This is a genomic window from Shewanella cutis (assembly GCF_022410515.1).
Taxonomy (GTDB): Bacteria; Pseudomonadota; Gammaproteobacteria; order Enterobacterales; family Shewanellaceae; genus Shewanella; species Shewanella cutis.
This window is the reverse complement of the sequence record NZ_JACSDI010000003.1, coordinates 378,251-403,451: the sequence shown is the minus strand read 5'-3', so window position 1 is coordinate 403,451 and position 25,201 is coordinate 378,251. Positions and strand designations below refer to the sequence as shown.

Here is a 25,201-nt window from a genome sequence, read left to right as displayed (position 1 = left end):
CAACTTAAGGTGGATATTTAGGCGAAAGTTTAGCGGTTTGAACTAGGTAAAATGGATAAAGATGGCGAGCATGGCTCACCATCTTGTTAACATCCATTTCGGTTTCCCGTTATAGCGGTTGCAACTGATCATCGAGCAGGTTCACCAACAACAACTCTCCCCGCTCACTAACTCTGAATTCACCAAATTTGGCTTGGCTGAAGTGGTCAGCTTGGCCCTCTTCAAAGAAAAAACTATTTGAGGCCAGCTTTACTCTATGATTACGCAGGCGAAAATCTACCGTGAGCTGCTCAGCAGTTTTGGGTTGATCACGGTAAATACCGACAAAGCGCGCCACCTTTTGCGAGTCGAGCGTCAATAACAGTTGCCCCTGTGTCATCCCCTCAGGCAATGCGGCGCGCACTTCCTGCGCAATGGCATACTCCAAGACCATATAATCCCCCTGCATAATCGAGCGAGGATCAACTGGCGCTAAGGCAAAACGCACCACTTTGCCATCTTGCAATAACTGCTCAAACTGGGCGATTCGCCAATTCACCATCGTCAACAAGGCCACCACTGTAACAACAACCCAAAATAGGACTCTTCGGTGGCTGTTTGCTAAATACAACATCGCCGTCCCCATCAAACATGCTCCTCTAACTCAGCTTGTGCGTCTGAGATAGGAAAGTAACGCCACATCACTAATCGCGCGGCAAGCAATAACAATCCTAATCCCATCAAATATAGCGATTTGAGCATAAGCGTTGTCTCTAAGGAATAATAATAGCCACTCACAAACACTAGCCCTGAGCCAATCCCAATGCCTTTTAGCCAAACTTCGCGAGTATAATGGCCCAATAACATCAGTAGCACTGCTGTCGATAAGCCCTGCATAGGTAAGGACAACGCGGTGACGAGCACTAAGCCTAAAAACATAAACAACACAACGGGGGATGTGGGTTGAGTATGCCATTGTTTAAACGAGCTAAAAATTAAAAAACCACAGATTGAGAACACGACAATCAAATGGATGGCAGTCATTCCCGACTGCCAACTGGATACAAATAACTCCTCGAAGATTCTGTCCATACTGAATACATGCATAAGCTGAATGGTTAACAGCAGCGTAGCTGCACCAAAAACCAACATTCTCGCCCGTTGATAGTGGTATCCAGTACGATGGATATTTAATAACACCACACTCAGTAGCAATACCAACAACGTCGGTGTTAAGTTGAGTAAATGCCACTCAGCCAACAGCCCCGTCAAGCAGGCCAATAAACTAAATGCAAATACCCATTGCGCAACAGCGTGTTTAATTATTCCCCAAAGCAGCAGAAACAGCACCGACATACACAAATACCAGATCAAACTGAACTCATAGCCGAGTAAATCAAACAATCCCCAACCAAATGCCATAGCGCCACTTAAGCAGGACGCAAACGCAAACTGTTGCAAAAAATGCTGTTGGCGTCCTCCCCAATATAAGGCAAGTCCTAATCCTAAATAGCTTGCGCCGGTAAAAAGTGCCGCTCCCCCCTCAAGTCGCTCCCACAAGGCATAAAAAACCGACACCATAAACCCCAATAAAAACCAGGCAGCAATCCAAGCCGCAAAGGCCTGCATCAAAGCGAGATACCAAGGTAGTTCATTGGATTCGGGCGGTTCAGGTGAATTCACTTTGCCTTGTGCATATAACATCTCCCACAAGGTTTGAGCAGACGAAGTCGATAAGGGCTTAATGTGTGAGGCGCCATTATCTTGAGTCGACGTATGTGGAAGCGTGTTCATGACGCCGCTCCTTGCTCATTGATTGCAGACATGTCGCTAGTGGTAACTTCGTTCTTAAACTGCCGATGCAATCGTCGCAGCATTGAACTCAATCCTGTGCTGGCCAAAATAATGTAGAGTCCAATCAACAAAAAACCACCTATAGGATCGCTATCTTTATATAACAGTTCGGTGAGTAATGCCGCCCCGACAGCGATTAAACTAAAACCGCCCAACGCTAAAGGGTAAACCTCTAATAATCTGTACCTGAACCACCAAAATCCACACAACAGATGGATAAAATACCCAGCCCAAACACCCACGAGAAACGGCTTAGCATCACTGGGCTCAAAAATCATCCAACAGAGTAATAAGGTGAAACAGCCCATACCCATAAGTGATGTCGTATACAGCACAAGTGGCGCATGCCAGCGTTTGTTAGAGCCTTTGCCCATAAACACAAATCCATAATAGGTAGTCAGATTGAGCACCGCGAAAATAAATAACCAGATCTGTTCATCCAACAGGTGCGATGATGTGTCGGCAAAGAGTCCAAGGCTTAAATTAATTAAACCGACGAATAACAACCATAAACCATCAAAACCTGCTACCCAAGCTAAGGGGAGAATCGCTAAGGCCCAAAGCGCGAATAATTGCCAAGGATCGGCTCCTGTTTTGTAGGTTTGTCCCACAAGCGCTAAAAGCCCACCAATTAAGATGCTCACCACCAACAGTGCCACATTCGCAATTGTAGCCCCAAACATACTGTAGGAGGCTGAACTCTGCTGTTGCGACGCACCTCGATAATAAAGCCACACAAAACAAACAAGACTGAGCAAAAGTGCCGCTTCGATCAGAGCAAATTTGCTTATTCGGTTGAGGGACTGCCAGTTATAGGCAAAAAAGAAGATAATTCCTGTCGCTAAGCTTAACGCTCCCGCCCACTGTAAAAGCTGAGCAATTAAGCAACGCCAACTGGCGGCACTTGGTGGTGCGCAAACATGGCGGTACAATTCATCTACCTGCGCCCGAGTGAGATGTCCTTGATCCAGCCACTCATAAACTTGAGATGTAAGATTGCGCAATATGAAATCTCCCTATTTTGATATTGACTCACACAAAATACGCATTTAACCAACTTAACTGCAATAATTAATTGTATTAACTTGTCTCACATCAAGATAACCTTAAGACTTAATGATGAATGGGAGAACCTATGCGACTAGCCGTATTACTCAATTTGCTATTTTGCCTAGTGTTAAATTTATTCAGTGTTGCCACTGCAGATACATTATCCCCTGTGCAAGCAAAATCTGTTATTCGCGTTGGCGGTTATCAATTTGCTCCCTACGTCAATTTACAAACTGACGGTCGTTATACAGGCCTGACGCTGGATCTCATCAATGCCCTAAACCAAATTCAGCAAGAAATCAGCTTTGAGTTCGTATCCACCAGCATAGAACACAGATACAAAGCCTATGCTGCGGGAAGATTCGAGATGATCATGTTTGAAAGTCCGCTCTGGGGTTGGCAAAACCTCGATACCGGATTTATTCCTCTCCATATCCATGATGGTGAAGTCTTCATCGCGTTAAAAGAAAAAATAAAAGACTCACAGTTTTTTACTCATCTCAAACAACGAACGCTGGCATTAGTTAAAGGTTACCACTATCGTTTTGCCGACTTCGAAACCGATCCCACAATACTTGAAAAAAACTTTAATGTTATTTTTGTAAACAGCAATAAAGCATCAATTGAAACCGTGCTTCGAGAGCGTGCAGAAATTGCTCCTGTCACCCTCTCTTACATCAATTTTTATCTGGCCTCAAATCCGCAAGATCAGCTACGACTCCATATTTCAGATCAATGGGATCAGCACTATTATCACGGCGTATTATTAAACCCTCATTCGCGACTAAATACGAAGAAACTCAATTTTTGGCTACAGCAATTACAACAAAATGGCAAACTCACAGAGCTCGTCCGCCAATATGGATTGGAACTCGCCACTCAAAACCCTAGCGAAAAAAATAAGGCGAATTAGGGATTTGCTAGGGCGTGTTGACGTTTCGAGATTACATTTTGTTCGTTCTGGCAAGCACGTGCTCGCGAAACGAGGCATGATGTGTCGTTATTCGACTCAAATGACGAGCGGCTGTTATGACAGAAAGTAAGCGCAAGGGCTTGCCAGACAAACCCTTAGGGCAGCATTGGGCTGAGGTTTCTGCTGCGTTATCTTTTGTTTATGTAGAATAACGACACAGCACAGACTTTGCCTTGCATAAACGGTGGCCAAGCTGCTGTAAAAATCCCCCTGAAACAACAACACGCCCTAAACACACGACGTTAAGGCTCCCAACAAAGCAAATAATGCAACAAACAAAAAAAGCAATGCCATTATATACATACCAATACCTCTGTCGGGTGGGCTCAAAATCGCAATATAACAATGCCAAATAGCGAAAATGCCGTGATTAAGCCCTATAAAAAGTAACAAACTATAGGCATACATACGAGGAATCAGGCCTAAAGCACAGGCAAATAGATAGAGGCTAGAGATGAACAAAAAGCCCGTTTGACAATGGAATAAGCTGCGCAATATTTGCTTATTCCATTGACTCATACAGGCCTCTTTGAGGGAGCTGATAATCCTTAATCTTCCTTGCCATGAGTAATAAGTACAAATCATCAAGCTCAATAGCGCCGCCACCAGTAAACTTATCCGCATGGTGTTTACCCTCTTATATTGCTACTCCAACTTGAAAATAGTGCTACCACATTTCAGTCAATAACCTCAATTCGGGTTAAGAGATTGATCAATGCAATATACATTGCAAAATTCAAATCGTTACCCTCAAACTTGCGCTTTGCGCTGTTAACAAGGTGAATTTCCCCCTCAATAGCGAGCCCATTGTAAGTCAATTCCACGCAGTAAGCGGTGCAAAAGCTATTTGATATAGATTTATTATCCCAAGCTGAGGTTAAAGAGTAAGACCCGCTTCAACCTATTTACATTTCACGATGTTGTAAATGAACAGAGTCGAGGTAATATTGTGCAAAAAATAAAGGAGCCTTATGGCTCCTTTATCATTGAAATAACACTTAAATCAATGATGGCAATGCTCATCATGAACGTGATCATCATCGTCCATAAACTCATCGTCGCCATCTTGATGTTGCATCACGCCCCAGCCATCAGTCATGCCACCGAACTCAGCCGCAAAATCATTGAGTATGGTTTCTTGCTCAACCAAATCATCGTATTCAGGCACCATATTGATGCATACAATAATTTCCCACTTGCCAAGCTCATCGTTCAAATTCAGCTCAACTTCACCTTCGAGATCCGAATTGGATAACTCTTCAAGTGCAGTTTCAGCATCACGCTGATCATCAAAGACTAAAAAGAAATCAACATCGAGGGCCTTAGTAAGATCAATACCCGCCTCAGCCATTGCAGCCAGCATTTTACCATTATCGTCGTCTGGAAATTGCATATCCTACTCCACAGTTTCAGGCTTATTCAGCCGCAATGATTTGAACCGACTCACCGTTAAAGCTGACGATATCACCCGCAACGACTTTTTTACGCTTGCGGGTTTCTACTTCGCCATTGAGAGTAACTAAACCTTCATCAATAAAGTGCTTAGCTTCACCACCCGCATTAGACATGCCTTGTACCTTTAACACTTTGTACAATTCAATAAAATCTTCGCCTGGATGCAAAGCTAACTGATTAATTTGCGCCACTTAAACACGCCTCTAAAAATAAACCTGCGGCATTATAGCAGTATGTCCCCAGCGATGCAGATAATTTAACTTATCTTTGCCTTTCATCGGCAAGCAGGCCATAGGCACATTCATCAAGCCAGAGATCACCAATCTTAAACTGCTGGCGAAATATGCCCTCAAGTTGAAAACCGCACTTTTCCATTACACGGGCAGAGGCAATATTGTCTTTGGCACAATAGCCAACAAACTTATGCACCTGAAGACTCAAACAGGCCCAATCGATGACAGCCTGCAAACTTTCAGTCGCGTAGCCTTTACCGTGACTGGTGTGCACCAATAGGTAACCAACTTCAGCACGTTGTTCCTCAAGATGTTGACAATGAAAACCGGTTAATCCAATAAACTCATCAGTTTCAAGGGATTCAATCACTAGCGTTAACCAATCGCCAGAGGGATAACTCCATGTCTTGGCGCGCTGTTCGAACTTTTGATGGATCACTTCGACTGGTTCAGGTATTCGCACATAGCGATTAATGTCAGGATCGAGATGTAATGCTAAAAAATTTTCCCAATCATGATCTTGTAAACTGCGAATTCTTAATCTGTCGGTGTAAAGTTCAAGCATAACGGCTCCGATATGGCTGGACACAAATAAAAAAGGCAGCGATAAGCTGCCGTTTTCTAGGCAAGTTGGGATTTAACCGCGGCTTGTCACTTCGAGTAAATGGTAACCAAACTGTGTTTTTACTGGGCCTTGAACCACATTTAATGGCGCACTAAACACCACCTCATCAAACTCACGCACCATCATGCCGGGGCCAAATGAGCCTAATTCACCGCCTTGAGCACCGGATGGGCAGGAAGAATGCGCGCGAGCTATTTGCGCAAAATCCGCACCGTCTAGAATTTGTTGCTTAAGCACTTGGCATTGATCTTCGCTGCTCACTAACAAATGTCTTGCTGTCGCTTGAACCATAATAAAACTCCCTGAAAAACCTGAGACATTTGCCCCAAATATCATATGGTTCCCGTTTATCACACTAAACGGGATGTGAATGTTGAGTATAAAAACATTCTATTAAATTAAAAAGAGTTAAACAGTGCCGTTATCGATTTTATCATCCGATAACGGCGACAATACATTAAGCCTTGTTTGCCGCAATCCAGCGATCTATCTTCTGCTCCATGACCGCCATCGGTAACGAGCCAGACGTTAGGATCTGATCATGGAAGGCTTTAAGATCAAACTTATCACCCAAGGCTTTTTCAGCCCGCTCACGTAGAGCAAGAATTTTTAGCTGACCCACTTTATAAGATAGTGCTTGGCCAGGAATCGCCATATAACGCTCAACCTCGGCAACAATATCCGACTCTGCCATCGGGGAGTTGTCTTTCATATACTGAATGGCTTGCTCACGGCTCCAGCCCTTGGCATGTAATCCGGTATCCACCACTAAACGCATTGCACGCAGCATTTCGTCTGACAGCTTACCAAAGTATTGATAAGGGTCGCTAAAGAGCCCCATTTCGATACCTAAGTATTCAGCATACAGCGCCCAGCCCTCTTCGAAGGCAGTATAGCCACTAAAGCGTTGGAACTCAGGCACCCCTGTTAACTCTTGCTTAATGGCAATTTGAAAATGGTGGCCAGGTGCAGCTTCATGCAAAGACAGCGTCGTCATGCCCCATTTGGGTTGCGCCTTTAAGTTGTAAGTGTTGATATAAAACACCCCTGGACGGCTACCATCCACCGCAGGTGACTCATAGGATGCACCCGCGGCAGATTGTTCCCTAAAACTCTCAACAGGTTTAACAACGTAGTCCGCTTTGGGCATCACATTAAAATACTGTGGTAACACAAGGTTAATTTTATCTTTAAGCGCCATATAGCCATCAATTAAGCCTTGGCGATCGCTATAGAAGTACTGTGGCTCTGAGGATAATGACGCGAAAAAGGCTTTCAAATCACCTTTAAAACCAACCTGCTCACGCACCTTATCCATTTCAGAAAGAATTCGTGCAACTTCACTCAAACCAATTTGATGGATTTCATCCACGGGCATAGTGGTTGTAGTATGTGAATTGGCCAAATGTTGATACCAAGCTTTGCCATTAGGCAAACCAGACCAACCATCAGTCGCACGGGACTTAGGCAAGTATGTCTGTTTAAAATAGTCACGAAGCCCAGTTAATGCCGGGACTAAACGCTCATTAATCATCGCTTGATAACTTGCGGTTAACTCAGCTTTATCCTGAGCTGAAAACCCTTCAGGGAAATGCGTAATCGGCGAGAAAAAAATACTTTGGCTGGCATCAGTCGTCAGCATAGCATCAAGCTGAGGAATGATACGTTCAACAAGAACCCGAGGAAGCACAACCTTACTTGCAATCCCCTCATCCATACGGTGTTGAGCGAGTTTGATCCAATCAATGAAACCATTCACGCGCAGCTCCCAATTACGGTAGTCTTGAACCGTATTAAAAGGCTGAGCACTTTCACCACTCCCTAGCTGCACCATGGTAATAACAGTACTGTAAAACTGACTGATAGGCATAAAGCGTGAAGGATAGGTTTCATCAACTAACGCCATTTCACGGTCATAAACAAATAACGAATAACTTAATTGCAGATCCGCTGGTAACTGGTCAAGATCAATGGCCTTAACTTGTGCTAAATAGCGGGTATTTAGATCGTGGCGAGCCTTGAGATATTCTTCGGTTAAATCACCACCAAACTGAGCGTTGTAGTCATTGACGCCAACAAAGGTTGCGTATATCGGCTCTAGCTTCAAATAGTCTTTAAAATAGGCATCGACGAGAGCGAGATAGCGCGATTCGGCGGTTTGCGTTTCAGCTTGAGCTTGAGCTGCAGCAGAAATTGAACCGTCCTGTGCAACAACATTTGTTTCAGGCTTTGAGCACCCCTGTAAGGCTAGCGCTAAGGCCAGTGTTCCCGCTAATAAACTTAATTTCATCTTTTATATTTCTCCTTTTACGTCCGTGATAGGCAAACTCTTCCTAATACTTAGTGCAAAGTCTGCTTACGGGATTCATCTATGATCTACTCATTTCGTAACTCAGGTTTTAGGGTTTCCAGAAACGGGCGTCTATAACCAAACTTATTTTATGGAAGTCTTTAACCGAGAATGGCATAGACATATACGAGAGCAGCAAAGCTTGGCGCTATTGTATCTGTGCCCCCACATTCATGAAACCGTAAAACAACCGCATTTACTCGAATTTTTTACTAAACAAGTACAAGAAGCCTTGCTACGAGCAACTGATTTAATTGCAAGATTGGATCACAACCATTTTACTTTAGGGTTATTCAATATTGATGAAGAAGGCTCTGAAGTTGTTTTGAAGCGAATAGGACAACATATTCAAGAATTTAATCAAGAGTTTAGTAAAAATCATAAGCTTAAAATTGATTATAAACTCGCGGCTTGCCTCTGCTTGCCAACTCAGGAACAAAAAATTGAATCCATGTTTAATAATGTCTCTAAACTCACACAGAAACTTGAGCGCAATCCCACAGCAATCACAAGCACAGATAAAACTACAATAAAGAAAAAGCCCCTTGCGGGGCTTTTTAGATCTGCATTGCAAATAATATGAATTACAGCGTGACGTTATGCATACGGGCTTTCTCTTTGATGTAAGAGATATAGCTGTTTGCACTCTTCTCAGTCTTCTTATCCTTTGCAGCTAATACTGCACGGTTATAAGCAGACTTATACTGTTTCAAACTTAAATGAGCTAAAGCCAATTCAAAGTTTGCTTCACCAGGATGCTCAATACCTAAAGAGATGGCTTTTTCAAGCACTGGTATCGCTTCAGAGTATTTTTCTTCCAAGCTTAGTAAGCGACCTTGCTTTAAATAAAGCTTACCGTCATTGCTGATTGCAGCGGCTTTGCCATAAAGTTCTGCAGCTTCTTTAAACTCTTTCGCGTTTTGATAGAAACCAGCCAAAATCTCATAGGACTTAACATCCTGCGTGATCAAGCCAGATTTCATGTGCTTCTCAAACACTTTTGCTGCTTGGTAAGGCGCACCTTTTTGAGCCATCAGCTGAGCTAAACGAGTAATGTTAGCTCCAGTATCTAAGAAACCATTACGATAAGCTAAGTCATAAGTTGCTAGCGCTTTATCATAGTCTTCAATCATCAGATAAAACTGTGCTAATTGAACCCATAATCTGCCATCATCAGGAAATAACGGCACCATGGTTTCTAACACACCAACGGCATTTTTATACTTCTTCTGGTTGAAGTATGACGTTAGCTTCATCTGGTACAGACCTTTATCAGGAGATTCTGCGAGTGAAAGGCCTTTATCAGCCACTTCTATCACTTTATCCCACTGTTTAAGTTCTGAATAAGCAATACCAATACGGCGGTACATCTGAGAATCGGCTTTACAGGTGAATTCCATCCACTTGTAATAATAAGGAATCGCTTCCTTGAACTTTTTCTCTTGTAACAGCAAATCGGCATAAAGGCGCAGTGTTGCAGCATGATCTGTACCACCTAAAATATCCGCTTCAACAGCTTGTTTTAGGTACTTGATCGCGGTATCCATTTTGCCCTTTTCGGCATAGAAGTTACCGAGCATACGCGCAACATAGGCTTTATCGAAATCATTCTTTGGGTTTGCTTCTAACAGAATGGCTATGGCTTCATCAACCTGACCATTTGTGTAAGCTTCAAAGGATTTCTGTACCTTTTTTGCCGCACTTTCACCTACCGCTTTAGATTGGCGTGTATCAACTTCGCATTTTTCAGCTGCAATTGCCGAAGATACGGATAAACTACCACCACAAAGGGAAAGTAATAACGCAACTGCGATTTTATGAGCATTACGCATTATTAATTGCCTCCTTTGTCTAAAGTGAAGTCAAGTTGTACAGTCATACCAGGCTGTTTAAGTGGCTTACCATCAACAATCTTTGGCTTGTACTTCCACTTATTCAGCGCACGGATGGCTTCTTTATCAAATAAACGCTTAGGTTCAGCTTGAATTACTTCTACGTCTTCAACACCACCTAATTCGTTAATGGTAAAGCGCAATTGCACCCAACCTTCTTTGCCATCACGTGCTGCAGCGATTGGGTATTGTGGCTCGATACGAACGATTGGTGTCGCATCTCCGTCACGGCTCATCATATTACCCAGTTTAAAACCACCAGCACTATGACCACCTGCTTCCACTCCCCCCATATTGAACGACATGGCCGTATCAATATTTGATGATGTTTCTGGCGGCGCAGCTTGAGGCTTCTCAGGCTGTGCTGGTGGTGGTGGTGGCTTAGGGACTACCCTTGGCTTATTCTGTGCTTTTGCATCCTGTCTATCCATCGTGATTTCAATTACAGGGGTCTCGGCCGATGTTTCAGCGCGCTGCGCTCCTCCACCGACCAAGAACGCCATAAAAGCGAACAGACCAAAAGTCACAGCAGCACCAATAATGATTGATACTAGTGCTCTTAGCATATTAATCGTTCCCCGCAGATACCGAAATTTTATCTATACCAGCCGCTTTGACTTGGTCTAGAACTTTCACAACTAAACCGTGTTGCGCATCTTTATCCGCCTGAATCAACACAGCTGCTTCAGGGGCCTCAGCGAGCATACGCTCAACGTTTGCTGTTACACGCTCGATATCAACCTGACGGTTTTCCATCATGATCACGCCAGTTTTGCTGACGCCGATAAAGATGTTAGCCGAAGGCTTTGAAGTCGCTTGTGAAGCCTTTGGTTTGTTGTAGTCCAAACCAGATGGCTTTACGAATGACGTTGTTACAATGAAGAAGATCAGCATGATGAACACGATGTCGAGCATCGGTGTCATATCAATTTGCGCTTCCTCGTCTACACTGGAATGCTTTTTACGTGCCATGTTCAATCTCTCTCTAGTGGTGCGGCATGCTGTCTTTTAGCTTTTCTAAACTGATTTTCATTTTCACATCAAGGCGAGTACTAAAAAATACTCCCGATAATGCTGCAACCATCCCCGCCATGGTGGGCATTGTTGCCATTGAAATACCAGCCGCCATTAAACGAGCATTACTCGTCCCCTGAACTGCCATCACATCGAACACTGAAATCATACCGGTAACGGTACCTAACAAACCTATCATAGGACAAATGGCTACTAAGGTTTTTATCATCAGCATACGTGCATTCAAATCTTGATTCGCTTGGGACAGCCAAGCTTCACGGATACGGTGTGCATACCAAGAGGTAGTTTCCTCTCTTGCATCCCATGCAGCTATAATTGCTTTATGTTGCTTTGGTGATACCCAATTCAGATACCAGTAACGTTCAAGCATCAATACCCACATTAAGAACAGCACAAACGCAACTAACCAGAGAACATCGCCTCCGGAGGCCATGAAGCCCCTGACGGAATCCCATATGTCCATCAGGTGAATCATCATTAGTCAGCCCTCTTCTCAGCGTGTGCCGCGATGATACCAGCACTTTGTTCTTCTAAAATTTGGGTGATGGACTTACTACGCGCAACTAACATTGCATGCAGTAACATCAGAGGCAGTGCCGCAACCAAACCTTGAACCGTTGTAACCAATGCCATAGAGATACCGCCAGCCATCAGTTTTGGATCGCCAGTACCGAACAATTGGATACTTTGGAAGGTTGCAATCATACCTGTTACTGTACCTAACAGACCTAACATAGGACCGATAGCAGCAATCACTTTTAGAATTGGAATACGCGCTTCTAATGCTGGTGTTTCTTTTAGAATGGCTTCATCCAATTTCAACTCCAATGTTTCAACATCAACATCTTTGTTTTCATGGTAAACCTTCAAGATACGACCAAGTGCGTTATTACCTGGTTTATCAACATTCTTCGCTTGATTTTTAACTTTTGCACCAATAGCAGCCAGAACAATGAAACGCTCAGCAGCAATTAATAAACCAAGTGCAAGTAGTACCAGAATGATATAACCAATTGTGCCACCAGACTCGATACGATCTTCCATACTCGCTTTGTTAGTGAAGATATTTAACAAAACACCACGAGCAGGGTCAATGTAGAAAGGAGCAGTACCAGACGTGGTTTGCTCCCACTTGCCTACAGCACTGACTTGATAACCTTCAGGCTGTTGCGACAACTCTTGAACTAAACCTAAATCTGGATTGTAAACAACGTATTTACCATCAGCAGTTAAGTTATAAGTACCAACACGGTGAATAGTGGTATTTTTAACACTTCCATCAATTGCAGTAACAGAACCTTCGTATTTTACAACCTTACCAGATTGTACCATCTCGAATAATTGCTCTTGCCAGAATTGCTCTAACTCTTCAATCTTTGGTAATTGCTTACGCGCACCTAAATCAGCAACAAACTTGTCACGATTTGGGTATTGAGCACTTACGTTTGAACTCGCTAATTTACCAGCGAAATCGCCAGCTTCACCTTTAACAACACCAAACATTTCACCCAAGTCACCTTGAGCTGTTTTTAGATCTTCTTCTATTTGAGCAATTTTGCGCTCGTTATCTAAGAAAGCTTGGTTTAGGTCTTTACCGCGTTGTTTTTCAGCCGCTAAAGCATCTTTTTCACGCTTTAACAGAGCCGCTTTATCGCCACGCTCAGCCTGAAACTCTTGTTCACGTTTGCTATTAACTTTACCTTCAGCAGCGCGATCGACTTTAACTTGCTGCAATAATTGGTCGATGGTCTTTGGCGCATCAGCAGCGCTAGCCATACCAGCAGTTAAAGAAAAACTTGCAGCTAATACAGCTGTAGTAATTAACTTCTTCATTATTGTGCAGTCTCCGCAGCAGGAATTGGTAATGCGAATAGATCTAGAGCGCCTTGTTTACGGGCAATGCGGATACCTTTTGTCAGTTCACGCAAATAGCTGTCTTCTAACTTGTCCCAACCCTTAGTTTGTGGGTTGTACATCCAGCCAGTCTTTTGATCTAAGCTTTGCGCATAAAGAGCCACACGACCTAAGTTGAAGAAGTCAACTAATACTTCTTTACCATCTAAGGTTAATTTACCTTGGTTAACTGCAACAGCACTACCATATTCACGCTCGATGCTATACGCATCAAGGATCAAACGGTATTTTTCAGCTAAAGTCACTTCAGCTGTGTTTAACAGTGTTTTTAACTCTTTTACGCGGTTAGCACGTACTTCAGAGTTGAATGGTAAATCTAATTGAACGAACTGTTCTAAAGACTCAACCATTTTAAACATTAAAGGCACAACACCCTGACGCAGTTTATCTACGCCATTAATGTCGTTTTGAATCGCGTCCATTGTTTTTTGTTGGTCAGCAACTAAGCTGGCAACATAGTCGTTATAGGACTTCAGTGACTCACGTTCATCAGCAACAGAACCATACTCAAAAAGCATGTCTTGTGCTTGATCGAAATACTTATCAACGTTCTTTTGCGACGCAGCAGCATCAGCATGGATCATACTATCCGCTTTTTGCACGTCGGTAAGAGGATCTGCAACTACTAAGTTGCTGCTCGCTAATGCCAGCACGCCAACAAGTGCAGTAGCGATTTTTGTTCTATTGCTTACCTTGGACATAGTTCCCAACCAATTTGAAGTGAATAAAAAGTTAACTTACTAGCAACATCACTTTAATCAAGACTTACTTTAGGAAATGCTTACCGTAAGTTCATCTTTCTCTTGTGATTCTTAGTTTTTTCTTCCCTTTCCTACACCCTTACGGGTATAGACCCGCTGGCATCATTTCACAAAATGTTGACCTGTGTCAACATTCAGAACATGTAAAAAATGAGTGTAAAGAAGTCTAAGTTATGAATTTTTTTTCGAAAGGTGTTTTTTTAAACAAACGTTCTGATTTACTGGATAACAGATAAAAATGCTCGTCATCTTCAGCAGTACAAACAATTAACGTTGTTAAAAGTTGCACGGCCTAATTATCACGAATTTGAAACTGCGTTAGATTGAAGATCAACCATTGTTATCCGAAGGCAATATGTATGTTCTATAGCTAAAAAGGCTGCAAATAATGAAAAAGCCGAACACTTTTCAGCATTCGGCTTTATTTCAACTAAGCGGTTCTACCATTAGAACTTGGTTGTTGCACGTAAATAGATAAAGCGATCCATATTCACATCATACTCTGTAACAGAGAAGTTGTTGCTAGAAAGTGCTTCGTTATTAGTTGGGCCTTCAGCCTGTGGCTCTTTTGCGAACAAGTTATTAATACCTAAAGAAATCTTAGTATTATAATCTTCTATATTATAACCAACAGAGACGTTATGAACCATATAAGCACTGAATGTCTCTCTATAACCATTGTCTTTATAGAAGTCATAATTGTCTGGATCATTAGCATAAAAATCACTGGTCAGCTCACCAACATAACGCATTTTCCAATGTGCATCCCAATCCCCCATAGCCCAATCAATGTTTAAACTACCTTTGAGTTCAGGGAAACCACCATCACCATACTGAATCCCTGCACGATCTTCTCCGTCAAACTCATTACCCAGCACATAAGCTAGATCAAGTGAAGTTTTGAATGAGCCAAATGATGTTTCAGGGAATCGATATGCAGTGAAGAAGTCGATACCTTCTACTTCATATGTGCCAGCATTTTGGAGGAAGTTACGTAAATCAACAATATTACCTAAACTATCACGGTCAATCTTATCGCAAGAGGAAATCTTATCTCCAGTAGCACACTCGCGAGCAATAATGGTATGTCCATAACGACCAATTGCATCTTCAACCTTGATATTATAGTAATCAACGGTAAACTCTGCCCCCTCTAACCAAGATGGGTTATACACTGCACCAAAAGTGTATGACTCTGACGTTTCAGGTTTTAAATCGGGTGATGAAACCTGAGAAATCCGAATTTGCGTGTTGGCTTGACGATAGCCATCAGGCACACCAGCACATCCTGGTAAACCTGAAATATTAAGTACATTACCTTTAGAATCTCTTGTATTACAAGGATCATTCCAAGTTGGATAAGAATCTGCACTACCTGCATATAAATCAGAAATTGAAGGTGCGCGATAACCTTGAGCCCATGTACCACGTAACAGCATATCATCCATTGGGCGGAATTCCGCGCCCACTTTACCCGTAGTATTGTTACCATAGGCATCGTGATCAGAAACCCGAATAGCAGGCGTAATTAATAAGCTTTCTATTACGGGAATTGCTAATTCAGCATAAGCTTCATCTAAACGGAAACCGCCTGACGTCGCATCACGTTGGTTACCAGAAGACTCACCTGTTACAGTTAATGGATCTGGCGTATCAAAACCTGTTTCCTCACGACGTTCTAGACCTAAAGCTAAACCAACAGGACCAGCAGGTAAGTCAAATAGGTCACCCGCGATGTTGAATGTATAGTCTTTCATCGTTAAGCCTGAGCGGCTAACACTATCGAAAGTAATATAATCAACCATATCTTGAGTTACAGAACCAGGGCCACCAAATAGGTTTAACGCAACACAACCATTGCTTGCATTACAATTATCGCCTAATGCTTGATTGATACGCGTTAAATTGAGTAGACCTGTGGTCAATACATCTTGGTTATTTTGGCCGTAGATGTAACTTGCAGTCCAACTCCAGTTATCATTGATATTGCCTTCAAGACCAACCATTGCACGATAAGTGGTATCGTTCTGATTGTATTGACGAGAACCGGCCTCAACCATACGGCGTTGTAAAGCATAAGGAACATACCCAGCAGGTTTACCATTAGCAACCGCACGAGCACTATCACCATAAAGTGTTTCACCGAATGGGTTATAGATATTATTCGCGCCAATATCCACACGACTTGCGGCCGCGCCAAATGAAGCGCCTAATGTCAGTGGCATAGGCGCTAATTCTTGAGATGACTTACGGTTGGTCATCATAAAGTCTGAAACAACTCTTAAGTTGTCTGAAATATCATAAAAACCTTGAACATAGAAAGAGTTACGGTTTTGCGGTGTTGATAGATAGTTATCAGGAGCATAGTTATAAACATCGCTACCAGTACGTGGACGGAATTGATCCATACCAACATTGGCGCCAGTTCCTTCTTTAGACATATAGTCGTAAATACCAGAACTGTTTGGTTTACCAATAGCAGCTAATGCATCTTGGTTAGCTTGATTCAGTTGCGAGCCCTTAACGCGGATACGAGTGTTATCCGCAGTAGAACTGTAACCAGTGTCAGAAATATCACGGTCACCAGCCCAAATAGGTTGCTGAGTCACGTGGGCCATGTTGAATAATAAGCCACCTTTTTCAGATACGGAACCAACAGTAAAATCAGCGGTATATTGGCGACCATCGTCATATTTAGCGTTTTGTCCGCCATATACAGAAACTTCAACACCTTCAAAATTTTTGCGGGTAATAATGTTAACTACACCAGCAATAGCGTCAGAACCGTAAACCGCTGAAGCACCATCTTTTAATACTTCAATGCGCTCAATTGTTGATGTAGGAATTGTGTTTAAGTCAACTGTTGAACCCAAAGAAGATATCCAACGCTTACCATTCACTAACACCAGTAGACGTTGAGCGCCTAGGTTACGCAGGTCCATGTTAGTAGAACCGTCGCCACCATTGTTGAAAGCAGTGTTTAGTGCAGAACCTGCAGCTGGAATTGTTTGTAAGATATCACCAATACTGATCATACCTGTGGCTTCGAGCTCATCTCTATTCATTACAAGAACAGGACTTGCCGCTTCCATATCGGTACGCTTGATACGTGAACCTGTTACTTCTATACGTTCTACTTTTTTATCAGCACCAGCTTCATCAGCAGCCATGACTAATGGCACGTTTAATGCGGTTGCAGCTACACCACCAATCAATGCGAAACGCACAGATTTGGCTAATAAGTTATTCTTATGCATTGTCTATCTCCCTGGACATATTATGTCTTTATTATAATCCGCTTATTTAATAAGCAGTTTCAAACAAAAGTACGTCAAAAACACGCTGTACTCGGCAGAAACAATAAAATCACATATGAAACCTTTAATCAACATAAAATAAACAAATTAAACCATCTAGCGACATTGTGGTCACTTTACAAACGCGAACCTTAATACTCCTAAATCCAAATACAAAAACGCCAGTCATTGCTGACTGGCGTTTTTGTTGAACTTAGGCCCTTTCAGGCAACGTTATGACTTACAGTGTATAACGGATCCCGATAGCGATACCATCATCTTCTGAAAGCGCCATCGCAGCTTCATCCACTCCGGTAAAATCGCTAAAATCTTTACGACCTTCCAAGTAGATAACCGTATTGGCATCCATCAGATAGTGCACACCAGCCACGACAAATTGGCGCTTAAACACATCGTTGGCATAAATGGGTAAATTGGGCTGAATGACATAATCTTTACCCGCATCTAAAATGTTATAGGACACGAAGTAACGTAGACCATTATCGAATTTGTACGACAGTAACGTTTCAGCCCCAACAGCCTCTTTAATCAAACGGCCTAAATTATCGGTATCGTGGTTTTCTTGCTTGTTAATGTTAGCGGCGGCATACCAACCATTAGCATCAAACCCGCCCCACATTATGCCAGCACCATAGATAAGGTCGACTGCAGTAGTTGATTCGCCATTCCCAAAGCTAACGTCAAATTCACCACGGTTAACACCAGCGGTTAAGGTCAATTTGTCAGTTGCATTATAAGTCACAGCAAAACCATAGGTTTCGTCATAATCAACTTGCTGGGCAGATCTATCACCAGTCTCCCATAACTTTTTGCAGTCATCTTGGTCAGGCACAGAATCACAAGTATAAAAACTGCTATTTTTTAGCTGTACCTGCGCCGCGATGCTGACATCGCCAAAGGTGTTACGGTATTGAACTGTTTTATCACCCCGACCGACACCGTTAACAGCACCATCATCTTTGTTAAAGGTGTAAACACCAGCGGTATTGCCATCCCAGACAAAACCATAGTTAGTGCCATAAACGACATCGTACCAAGCTCCCCATTGTTTACCGATGGTGAGTGTGCCGTATTTATCGTGGCTCAGTCCGGCATAACCTAAACGGTTATAAAAAAATTCATCTTGAACAGATTCAAAGCGATTGCTATATACAATATCACTGTTGCCAACTGGGTTAACGCCCCATTCCAACTTAGCAAACGCATTCCAGCCATCGCTTAACTCGCGGCTGAAACCAAAATTAATTCGAGAAGCACCATTAACAACCTCTGTTTCACCTTGAGTGTTGATTACGCGCGCATCAATAAACCCCCCTATTTCCACTGCATTTTTATCATCTTTGTAGATTTCAATTGCAGATACGGTTGGTGCAAGAAAGAGTGCTGCTAGCGCAGTGGCGACTATCGTTTTGTTCATTTGGTGCTTAACCTTCTTGTTTATGTTCTATCAACGTCATTCCGTTGTTATTTTTCCTTACAATTTCCCACTGAGAGTAGCAAAATTTTATTAAACTCTCCAAGGGAAACCTAAGGAATCTATAGATAAACATCACAAAAACAGACCATTTAACCGCCACAAAACAGATTAAAACACTACAAAACACAGTTAATAAAATACAAAGAACACATTGGCAACATTAAATTAACATTAGTTGTTTTGAGGCAATATCAGTGTAATTTAATTTCATTATTGAAAAAACAGGCTCAGCGATAGGACCGATTTGTTTATCAATGTAATACTGATAGTCAATTGTAGACGATCTATGGGAAACAGGTTCAGGACCGTTTACCGTGATGACATAATCAATCTGTGCGCCTCGCTTGCTATAGGATACCTTCCCTGTTAACTCACATAGCTGACGTGCGACTTTGACATGGGGGGAGGATTTTGCGGTGTACTCTTCAAGATTTCGGCGCATTCGTTTGCTAAACACTAATTCAGCATCCCGCTTTCCGGCCTGAAGTTCGCCTATGACATCCGCGAGATAACCGCTAATATCTCGCTGATTGAACATTCGCTCATAGAGTTCAGCCTGAACCTTTCTCGCTAAAGGGCTCCAATCACTTCGAACCTGTTCCATCCCCTTAAAAGTGATTTCCAACTCGTCACTCACATTTCGCCAAGCGCCCACATAGCGCTTTTTGCTTCCTTCCTCTGATCCCCTCAAGGTCGGCATAAAAAATTGCTCGTAGTGGCGCTCAAACTGTAACTCGAGAAAACTTTCTAGCTCAAAGTCCTTGGTGATTTTAGCCTGCCAGTTTGCATTTATTTTCGCGGCTATCTGTTTACCTAAAGTGGAAATATCACTTAAATCAGGCTCATCACCTAAATAGACAAAGGTAGAATCGGTGTCACCGTAAATCACTTGATAGCCCATCTCCTCAATCCAAGCGCGCGTCTGTTTCATAATCTGATGACCGCGCATGGTAATGGAGCTCGCCAACTTTGCATCATGAAATACACAACCTTGGGAACCTAATACCCCATAAAGTGAATTCATAATGATTTTAATCGCTTGCGATAAAGGCGCATTCGCTTCCCGCTTAGCTTTTTCGCGCTGTTCCGATAGTGTTTGAATAAGCTTTGGCAAAATAGGCTGTCGCCGACTAAAACGAGCCCCTAAAAATCCGGGAACCGTTTCAGATTCATCTGTAACCTGTACCGCCCCGCAATCCAAGCCTTCAATGAGCCCTTTGGGATCGATCAAAAAAGTACGGATTATCGAGGGATAAAGACTTTTAAAATCAAAAACTAAAATATGCTGATAAAATCCAGGGACAGAATCCATCACATACCCGCCAGGGCTTTCAATCCCTTGACTGGCAGGTTCTGCAGGCGCGACATAGCCAGCACGGTGTAAATGCGGTAGGTATAAATGATTAAATGCAGCGACCGATGCCCCCACTCGGCCCAGTTCTAATCCCGTTAACTCGGCGCGTGCGAGGACAAAATCCCACAACTGGGTGTGCTCGAAGATATCCCATACCAATCGGCTATCTGTCAGGTTATAGTGAGCAAGTGCCTGTTTATTTACAGTAAATAAAGCGTCAATTTCTTCAACTCGGTTTTCGACATTGTTAATTGCCTTTCCCTCACCGAGCAGCGCTTGGGCCACAAATTCCAAAGAAAAGCGTTCAAAGTGATAAAATGCCGCCTTCAACCAATCGATGCCATCCAGCACGACTCGCCCCGGTAAATTTAAGGTTTCAGGGCGAAACTTATTCTCAACCTTCCACTCAAGGATCGCGCCACCACGACCAACACGTAACGGAATGCGATGCAGTAACGCTCGCCGATATAACAGTGCTAAGTCAAAGGTCACCACCGACCAACCAATGATCACATCGGGATCAAACTCGGCAAACCATGCAATCAATTGACGAATAAGCATCGCCTCATCGCTCACCCATTCTATGTACTGCGGAGCATCAGATTGCACCTCCCCCACCATAATCACTTTTTCATAGGGGTGAGCCTGAACGTCACGCCCATAAAGCGCCACAGAATAGAGTAAACCGTCAAAACTGCATTCAAAATCAAGGGAAATCGAGCGCAACCGAATCCTTGGCTGCGGCGCAACCGCTTTTGCGCGCATAGCAGTGAAAACCGGTAAATGTCCCTGACTGTTCTCACTTTTGTTAATAGTCTGAATGGCTGCGTCATTGCCACATTTGATGTTGTTAGCATAGTGCCCTAAAAAAGCCACATCGAGAGCGACAAAGCGTTCAATTAAAAAACGCTGCTCAGGGCGAATATCAGCCTCGAATAATGGAATACCCGCATCGTTTGCAATCCGTTGTAAACTTCTAAATGCGCTACTGGACTTGGCATAAATCCCCGCCACAGCTTGTCTTTTAAAGCTCTTAAGTTCAAGTGGCACGAACCGTAGCGCCAATCCCGGCGTTTGTAGCTGCAAAGCCTGCATATCTGTTTGATGGCAAAAACAAATGTATTCAGTGTCAGGCAATTCCACCAGCACAGGACCCGATTCTGTAGCGAGATAGTATTGCAACAACAGATTACCATCTCGCGCAATCGCGTGGCGTGTCAGCACTCGGCCCTGTACACTCTCAGGCGTGAAGCTGGCAAAAGTCGGCGTGCTGGGGCTGCTGAATGGCGGTCTCAATCTTATGCTCTCGCTAGGTTTTCAATTAAATAGCCATAAAATGGCAGAAAAGTTTCTTAGGCTATGCAATCACTGTTATTATGTACAGCATTAATTCGATAAAGTAGTGCCGCATGTTACCTGACAACGTAAAAAACCAGATCCGCGCTATCTATAAAGATATTGCCGCCTCTTTGCCTAATTTTAGGCCTCGGCGCGAGCAAAACTTTATGGTGGCAGAAATCTCTAAAACACTTGCAGGTGACTATGACAAGGATAGACGCATCATTGTGGTCGAAGCGGGTACGGGGATAGGAAAATCATTATCTTATATTTTAGGCACGATCCCGCTGGCGCTGGCGAGTAAGAAAAAGGTCTGTATCGCCACCGCAACCGTGGCACTACAAGAGCAATTGCTGCACAAAGATTTGCCGTTTTTCCTTGAGCAATCAGGATTAAACTTTCGCTTCGGGCTTGTCAAAGGGCGTCAGCGTTATGTTTGTTTATCTAAGCTTGCCATGCTAATTGGTGATGATAACAGTACCCAAATGGCTATGTGGCAAACTAAGCCGGATAATAGCCAAATTGCCATGCTGCAAACGCTGTTAACCGATTTTAATGAAGGCCGTTGGAATGGTGAAATTGACACTTTATCAACGCCGATACCAGATCATCTCTGGCAACAAATTGCCTGCGATAAACACAGTTGTCATCGACAAATCGCCAGTCATCGTAATTGCCCGTTTCATAAGGCCCGTGAAGATGTCGATACTTGGGATGTACTCATTGCTAACCACAGCTTATTGTTTGCCGATTTAGAACTTGGCGGCGGGGTGATTTTGCCCGATCCCGAAGAGGTATTTTACGTCATTGACGAAGCCCACCATTTGCCAATTGTCGCTCGGGATTTTTCCAGCGCACAGGCAACCCTAAGAGGCGCCACCGACTGGCTCGAAAAAGTTGGCAAGACCAGCGCTAAATTACAAAATCAAATAAAAAGTAACAATATCATTGCCCCCGCTCAGGCAATGCAAGATCATATTGGCGATCTCATTGGCCAACTCAATCAAGTCGCCCACTACTGTGACACCCAAACTAAGCAGTTTGCTAACCCCGAGAGCCGTTATCGCTTCGAGCATGGCAAATTACCTGACGCACTAAAAATCCCCGCAGAGAACCTCGCGACGACAGCCAATCTCGCACTTAAGCAATTTAATAAAATGCAATTATTGCTCGCAGAAGCAATAAAGGATGGCGATATTCCTAAGCATCAAGCGGAAGCACTGCAGGCCGAAATGGGCTTTATGTTGCAACGGCTAGAAAATCTCCAAAAACTCTGGAAGATGATGGCCAAGGAAGACTCCAATAAAGGCGCCCCTATGGCCCGTTGGATTGAGTTAATTACAGGCAAGCAAGTCGATTACCTATTCAGCGCCTCGCCGATTGAAGTGGGCTTTATGCTGGAAACCATGCTTTGGCAAAAGGCCGCGGGGGTTGTGCTGTGCAGTGCCACGCTGCGCGCACTCAATAACTTCGACCACTTTGCCCATCAAGTGGGATTATCACTCAAGGACGGCAGCCGTTATCTTGCCCTGCAATCGCCCTTTGATTATCCCAATAACGCCACACTTTACTTACCTAAAATGAAAACCGAGCCGACGGACGATGCCTATACCGCCGAACTTGCCGAACAAATCCTTCAACTGATTGAAGGTGAAATGGCAACCTTGGTGCTGTTCGCTTCCTACTGGCAAATGGAAAAAGTTGCCGAATTACTCGAAGGCAAACTTGCGCAGAACCTCCTAATTCAAGGTAATGCCCCGCGCCAACAACTGCTCGAAACCCACAAGGCCAAATGTGACAAAGGGGAGCCGAGCATCTTATTCGGTACTGGCAGTTTTTCTGAAGGCTTAGACTTACCCGGTGATTACCTGACTAACCTCATTGTGACTAAGCTACCCTTTGCCGTACCAACCTCTCCGGTTGAGCAAGCCCATGCTGAGTATGTGAAAATAAAGGGTGGAAATCCGTTTCTGCAACTGACCATTCCAGATGCATCGCGAAAACTGATTCAAAGTTGTGGTAGATTACTGCGTAAAGAGCAGGATTATGGCCGCGTCACTATTTTAGATAGGCGATTAGTGACCAAACGTTACGGCAAATCTTTGCTAGACGCTCTGCCTCCCTTTAGACGAGTCATAGAGTAGGATTAAGATTTGGAGTTGTTACTCGAGCCCAGTAACTGGGCCTTATTGGCCGCCATTGGCTTAGTTGCCGGTTTTATCGATGCTGTGGTCGGTGGTGGAGGCCTATTATCAATCCCAGCCCTACTCACCCTTGGTATACCACCTCATACCGCCTTAGGTACCAACAAATTTGCCGCCAGTTTTGGCTCCTCAATGGCTGCGTGGACCTTTTATCGTCAACACTTACTCAAACCCGCCTTTTGGTATATAGCTTTTATCGCCACTTTTATTGGTGCAGTCTTAGGTAGCATATTGGTTTATTTGTTAAATGCTCAATGGCTTGAAAAAGCCTTACCACTGTTGATTATCGGCATCGCGATATACAGTTTACTCAGCCCCAATGCCATCTCAGATACTAATTGCCAAGCACCAACACAAACCCAGCCCAAGTTGAAACAGACCCTGCAAGGTTTGATACTGGGCGCATACGATGGTTTTGCTGGCCCAGGCATTGGCGCGTTTTGGACGGTCAGTTCAGGAACACTCTACAAACTGCCATTGTTACATAGCTGTGCGCTCGCTAGAGCCATGACCTTTACCAGTAACCTGACCGCACTGGCGATTTTTGGCTTTCTAGGACAAGTACACTGGCAGATAGGCCTGTGGATGGGTCTATCAATGATGCTAGGTTCCTTTGTTGGCGCCCGCTGTGCAATAAAATTTGGCATGCCATTTATACGGCCTTTATTTATATTAATCGTCCTGTCAATTGCCGCTAATCTGGCTTGGAGCGCATGGTTTTGAACACATCGCAGCTAATCAGTACGTTGAAAAATCAGCTAACAACATTAGAGCAAGAAGTACTGCAACACGACAGTCACCTTGTGCCAAGCCAACGCAAACTTCTGCAAGATATTGAGCGCTTTAATCAGTCACTGTTCATTCAGCATGGCGCTCAACTTATGCCATGCATTGAGCAAATTCGCAGTAGTATCGTTCAGTTAGAGAAGCAAATAGCACTAAAACTCGCGCCGCAAACCATCGCCATGAGCTGTGAGCGTATCCAAGACAGATTTACCGCGGTTAAACGCGCCTTACTGACAACATCGATTGACGTAAAGTCCAAAAATCAACAACGAGCAAGTAAACGCGCGCGTTTTGCTCAGCAGCAAAACCAGTCTCACCAAGCGAGTGGGTTTGCTTGGATCGCTAGCAATGTGTTACAAAATAGCCACGAAATCTATGCAGAGCTGAATAAGCATCTGAATTGGGCGAAGAAATTCGAACAAAAAATTGCAGAAATGGAATCAAAACTTGAAAACTGTCATAGTGCTGACAAAATCAGTTTGCAAAATGACATCCTTTTGATGCATCGTCGTTTAGGTAAATGCAGGCAAGCTATCAGTTATATCGAAGATCGCATTCAAGCATTCGAACGTCCGTATCAGAGCCATAATCGTTAAGGAGCAAC

General features: G+C 43.5%; 22 protein-coding genes and 1 pseudogene. 5 read left to right on the top strand and 18 right to left on the bottom strand.

The window, feature by feature from the left end; genetic code table 11:
• Positions 1-109: 109 nt before the first annotated feature.
• Genes H9J30_RS08460 through H9J30_RS08450 form a run of 3 tightly spaced genes read right to left on the bottom strand, consistent with a single transcriptional unit; the run spans position 110 to position 2,837 of the window.
• Positions 110-625, bottom strand: coding sequence for a GDYXXLXY domain-containing protein (locus H9J30_RS08460; RefSeq protein ID WP_240130609.1), 516 nt, complete (start codon positions 623-625; stop codon positions 110-112).
• A complete protein-coding gene (locus H9J30_RS08455) occupies positions 625-1,773 on the bottom strand; it encodes a DUF4401 domain-containing protein (RefSeq protein ID WP_240130608.1) in 1,149 nt (382 codons plus the stop codon). Before H9J30_RS08455 ends, H9J30_RS08460 begins: the two co-directional genes overlap by 1 nt.
• A complete protein-coding gene (locus H9J30_RS08450) occupies positions 1,770-2,837 on the bottom strand; it encodes a DUF2157 domain-containing protein (RefSeq protein ID WP_240130607.1) in 1,068 nt (355 codons plus the stop codon). The genes H9J30_RS08455 and H9J30_RS08450 overlap by 4 nt, the downstream gene beginning before the upstream one ends.
• A 131-nt stretch (positions 2,838-2,968) precedes the next feature.
• On the opposite strand from H9J30_RS08450, the gene H9J30_RS08445 reads away from it, so the two are divergent.
• Positions 2,969-3,796 (top strand): substrate-binding periplasmic protein, encoded by an 828-nt coding sequence (locus tag H9J30_RS08445; protein ID WP_240130606.1) that lies wholly within the window; start codon positions 2,969-2,971, stop codon positions 3,794-3,796.
• 288 nt (positions 3,797-4,084) lie between these two features.
• On the opposite strand, the gene H9J30_RS08440 is transcribed toward H9J30_RS08445, so the two are convergent.
• The 6 genes from H9J30_RS08440 to H9J30_RS08415 form a co-directional block, all read right to left on the bottom strand.
• Positions 4,085-4,375 carry a hypothetical protein gene (locus H9J30_RS08440; protein ID WP_240130605.1) on the bottom strand — a complete coding sequence of 97 codons (291 nt, stop codon included), beginning with the start codon at positions 4,373-4,375 and terminating at the stop codon, positions 4,085-4,087.
• A 484-nt stretch (positions 4,376-4,859) separates the two neighbouring features.
• Positions 4,860-5,249 (bottom strand): ribonuclease E inhibitor RraB, encoded by a 390-nt coding sequence (locus tag H9J30_RS08435; RefSeq protein ID WP_240130604.1) that lies wholly within the window; start codon positions 5,247-5,249, stop codon positions 4,860-4,862.
• A gap of 22 nt (positions 5,250-5,271) precedes the next feature.
• Complete coding sequence (locus H9J30_RS08430; RefSeq protein ID WP_011071954.1) at positions 5,272-5,502, bottom strand: RNA-binding S4 domain-containing protein; 231 nt, start codon at positions 5,500-5,502, stop codon at positions 5,272-5,274.
• A gap of 70 nt (positions 5,503-5,572) precedes the next feature.
• A complete protein-coding gene (locus H9J30_RS08425; protein ID WP_240130603.1) occupies positions 5,573-6,109 on the bottom strand; it encodes a GNAT family N-acetyltransferase in 537 nt (178 codons plus the stop codon).
• Between the two features lie 72 nt (positions 6,110-6,181).
• On the bottom strand, positions 6,182-6,460 hold the full coding sequence (locus tag H9J30_RS08420) for a peptidylprolyl isomerase (protein WP_240130602.1): 279 nt from the start codon (positions 6,458-6,460) through the stop codon (positions 6,182-6,184).
• Between the two features lie 166 nt (positions 6,461-6,626).
• Entirely contained in the window at positions 6,627-8,459 is a 1,833-nt protein-coding gene (locus H9J30_RS08415; protein WP_240130601.1) for a DUF885 domain-containing protein, read from the bottom strand.
• Positions 8,460-8,540: 81 nt separating this feature from the next.
• Between H9J30_RS08415 and H9J30_RS08410 the strand changes: the two are divergent.
• Positions 8,541-9,052 (top strand): annotated as a pseudogene (locus H9J30_RS08410) (diguanylate cyclase domain-containing protein).
• 51 nt (positions 9,053-9,103) lie between these two features.
• On the opposite strand, the gene H9J30_RS08405 reads toward H9J30_RS08410, so the two are convergent.
• The 9 genes from H9J30_RS08405 to H9J30_RS08365 form a co-directional block, all read right to left on the bottom strand.
• On the bottom strand, positions 9,104-10,351 hold the full coding sequence (locus tag H9J30_RS08405; protein WP_240130600.1) for a tetratricopeptide repeat protein: 1,248 nt from the start codon (positions 10,349-10,351) through the stop codon (positions 9,104-9,106).
• 2 nt (positions 10,352-10,353) lie between these two features.
• On the bottom strand, positions 10,354-10,977 hold the full coding sequence (locus H9J30_RS08400) for an energy transducer TonB (protein ID WP_240130599.1): 624 nt from the start codon (positions 10,975-10,977) through the stop codon (positions 10,354-10,356).
• Position 10,978: 1 nt separating this feature from the next.
• Positions 10,979-11,383, bottom strand: a complete 405-nt coding sequence (locus tag H9J30_RS08395; RefSeq protein ID WP_240130598.1) for an ExbD/TolR family protein — start codon at positions 11,381-11,383, stop codon at positions 10,979-10,981.
• A gap of 13 nt (positions 11,384-11,396) precedes the next feature.
• On the bottom strand, positions 11,397-11,924 hold the full coding sequence (locus H9J30_RS08390; RefSeq protein ID WP_240130597.1) for a MotA/TolQ/ExbB proton channel family protein: 528 nt from the start codon (positions 11,922-11,924) through the stop codon (positions 11,397-11,399).
• Positions 11,924-13,279, bottom strand: a complete 1,356-nt coding sequence (locus H9J30_RS08385) for a MotA/TolQ/ExbB proton channel family protein (RefSeq protein ID WP_240130596.1) — start codon at positions 13,277-13,279, stop codon at positions 11,924-11,926. Before H9J30_RS08385 ends, H9J30_RS08390 begins: the two co-directional genes overlap by 1 nt.
• Positions 13,279-14,061, bottom strand: a complete 783-nt coding sequence (locus H9J30_RS08380) for a DUF3450 domain-containing protein (protein WP_240130595.1) — start codon at positions 14,059-14,061, stop codon at positions 13,279-13,281. Before H9J30_RS08380 ends, H9J30_RS08385 begins: the two co-directional genes overlap by 1 nt.
• Positions 14,062-14,567: 506 nt before the next feature.
• The gene (locus H9J30_RS08375; RefSeq protein WP_240130594.1) at positions 14,568-17,378 is read right to left on the bottom strand and encodes a TonB-dependent receptor plug domain-containing protein; all 2,811 of its coding nucleotides are present in this window, start codon (positions 17,376-17,378) and stop codon (positions 14,568-14,570) included.
• Between the two features lie 280 nt (positions 17,379-17,658).
• A complete protein-coding gene (locus tag H9J30_RS08370; protein WP_240130593.1) occupies positions 17,659-18,855 on the bottom strand; it encodes a porin in 1,197 nt (398 codons plus the stop codon).
• A 220-nt stretch (positions 18,856-19,075) separates the two neighbouring features.
• A complete protein-coding gene (locus tag H9J30_RS08365; RefSeq protein WP_240130592.1) occupies positions 19,076-21,565 on the bottom strand; it encodes a DNA polymerase II in 2,490 nt (829 codons plus the stop codon).
• A gap of 113 nt (positions 21,566-21,678) precedes the next feature.
• On the opposite strand from H9J30_RS08365, the gene dinG reads away from it, so the two are divergent.
• From dinG to H9J30_RS08350, 3 genes are read left to right on the top strand one after another with little or no spacing between them, the layout of a single operon-like run.
• Positions 21,679-23,751, top strand: coding sequence for an ATP-dependent DNA helicase DinG (gene dinG / locus H9J30_RS08360; RefSeq protein WP_240130591.1), 2,073 nt, complete (start codon positions 21,679-21,681; stop codon positions 23,749-23,751).
• Positions 23,752-23,760: 9 nt separating this feature from the next.
• Positions 23,761-24,534 carry a sulfite exporter TauE/SafE family protein gene (locus tag H9J30_RS08355; RefSeq protein ID WP_240130590.1) on the top strand — a complete coding sequence of 258 codons (774 nt, stop codon included), beginning with the start codon at positions 23,761-23,763 and terminating at the stop codon, positions 24,532-24,534.
• Complete coding sequence (locus H9J30_RS08350; RefSeq protein WP_240130589.1) at positions 24,525-25,193, top strand: primosomal replication protein; 669 nt, start codon at positions 24,525-24,527, stop codon at positions 25,191-25,193. Before H9J30_RS08355 ends, H9J30_RS08350 begins: the two co-directional genes overlap by 10 nt.
• Positions 25,194-25,201: the final 8 nt, after the last annotated feature.

What these genes read in the sequence shown, in the direction of transcription:
- H9J30_RS08460 (WP_240130609.1), bottom strand. Translation starts at nt 625, where the DNA reads ATGGGGACGGCGATGTTGTATTTAGCAAACAGCCACCGAAGAGTCCTA.
- H9J30_RS08455 (WP_240130608.1), bottom strand. Translation starts at nt 1,773, where the DNA reads ATGAACACGCTTCCACATACGTCGACTCAAGATAATGGCGCCTCACAC.
- H9J30_RS08445 (WP_240130606.1), top strand. Translation starts at nt 2,969, where the DNA reads ATGCGACTAGCCGTATTACTCAATTTGCTATTTTGCCTAGTGTTAAAT.
- H9J30_RS08440 (WP_240130605.1), bottom strand. Translation starts at nt 4,375, where the DNA reads ATGAGTCAATGGAATAAGCAAATATTGCGCAGCTTATTCCATTGTCAA.
- H9J30_RS08435 (WP_240130604.1), bottom strand. Translation starts at nt 5,249, where the DNA reads ATGCAATTTCCAGACGACGATAATGGTAAAATGCTGGCTGCAATGGCT.
- H9J30_RS08425 (WP_240130603.1), bottom strand. Translation starts at nt 6,109, where the DNA reads ATGCTTGAACTTTACACCGACAGATTAAGAATTCGCAGTTTACAAGAT.
- H9J30_RS08420 (WP_240130602.1), bottom strand. Translation starts at nt 6,460, where the DNA reads ATGGTTCAAGCGACAGCAAGACATTTGTTAGTGAGCAGCGAAGATCAA.
- H9J30_RS08415 (WP_240130601.1), bottom strand. Translation starts at nt 8,459, where the DNA reads ATGAAATTAAGTTTATTAGCGGGAACACTGGCCTTAGCGCTAGCCTTA.
- H9J30_RS08405 (WP_240130600.1), bottom strand. Translation starts at nt 10,351, where the DNA reads ATGCGTAATGCTCATAAAATCGCAGTTGCGTTATTACTTTCCCTTTGT.
- H9J30_RS08400 (WP_240130599.1), bottom strand. Translation starts at nt 10,977, where the DNA reads ATGCTAAGAGCACTAGTATCAATCATTATTGGTGCTGCTGTGACTTTT.
- H9J30_RS08395 (WP_240130598.1), bottom strand. Translation starts at nt 11,383, where the DNA reads ATGGCACGTAAAAAGCATTCCAGTGTAGACGAGGAAGCGCAAATTGAT.
- H9J30_RS08390 (WP_240130597.1), bottom strand. Translation starts at nt 11,924, where the DNA reads ATGATGATTCACCTGATGGACATATGGGATTCCGTCAGGGGCTTCATG.
- H9J30_RS08385 (WP_240130596.1), bottom strand. Translation starts at nt 13,279, where the DNA reads ATGAAGAAGTTAATTACTACAGCTGTATTAGCTGCAAGTTTTTCTTTA.
- H9J30_RS08380 (WP_240130595.1), bottom strand. Translation starts at nt 14,061, where the DNA reads ATGTCCAAGGTAAGCAATAGAACAAAAATCGCTACTGCACTTGTTGGC.
- H9J30_RS08375 (WP_240130594.1), bottom strand. Translation starts at nt 17,378, where the DNA reads ATGCATAAGAATAACTTATTAGCCAAATCTGTGCGTTTCGCATTGATT.
- H9J30_RS08370 (WP_240130593.1), bottom strand. Translation starts at nt 18,855, where the DNA reads ATGAACAAAACGATAGTCGCCACTGCGCTAGCAGCACTCTTTCTTGCA.
- dinG (WP_240130591.1), top strand. Translation starts at nt 21,679, where the DNA reads ATGTTACCTGACAACGTAAAAAACCAGATCCGCGCTATCTATAAAGAT.
- H9J30_RS08350 (WP_240130589.1), top strand. Translation starts at nt 24,525, where the DNA reads ATGGTTTTGAACACATCGCAGCTAATCAGTACGTTGAAAAATCAGCTA.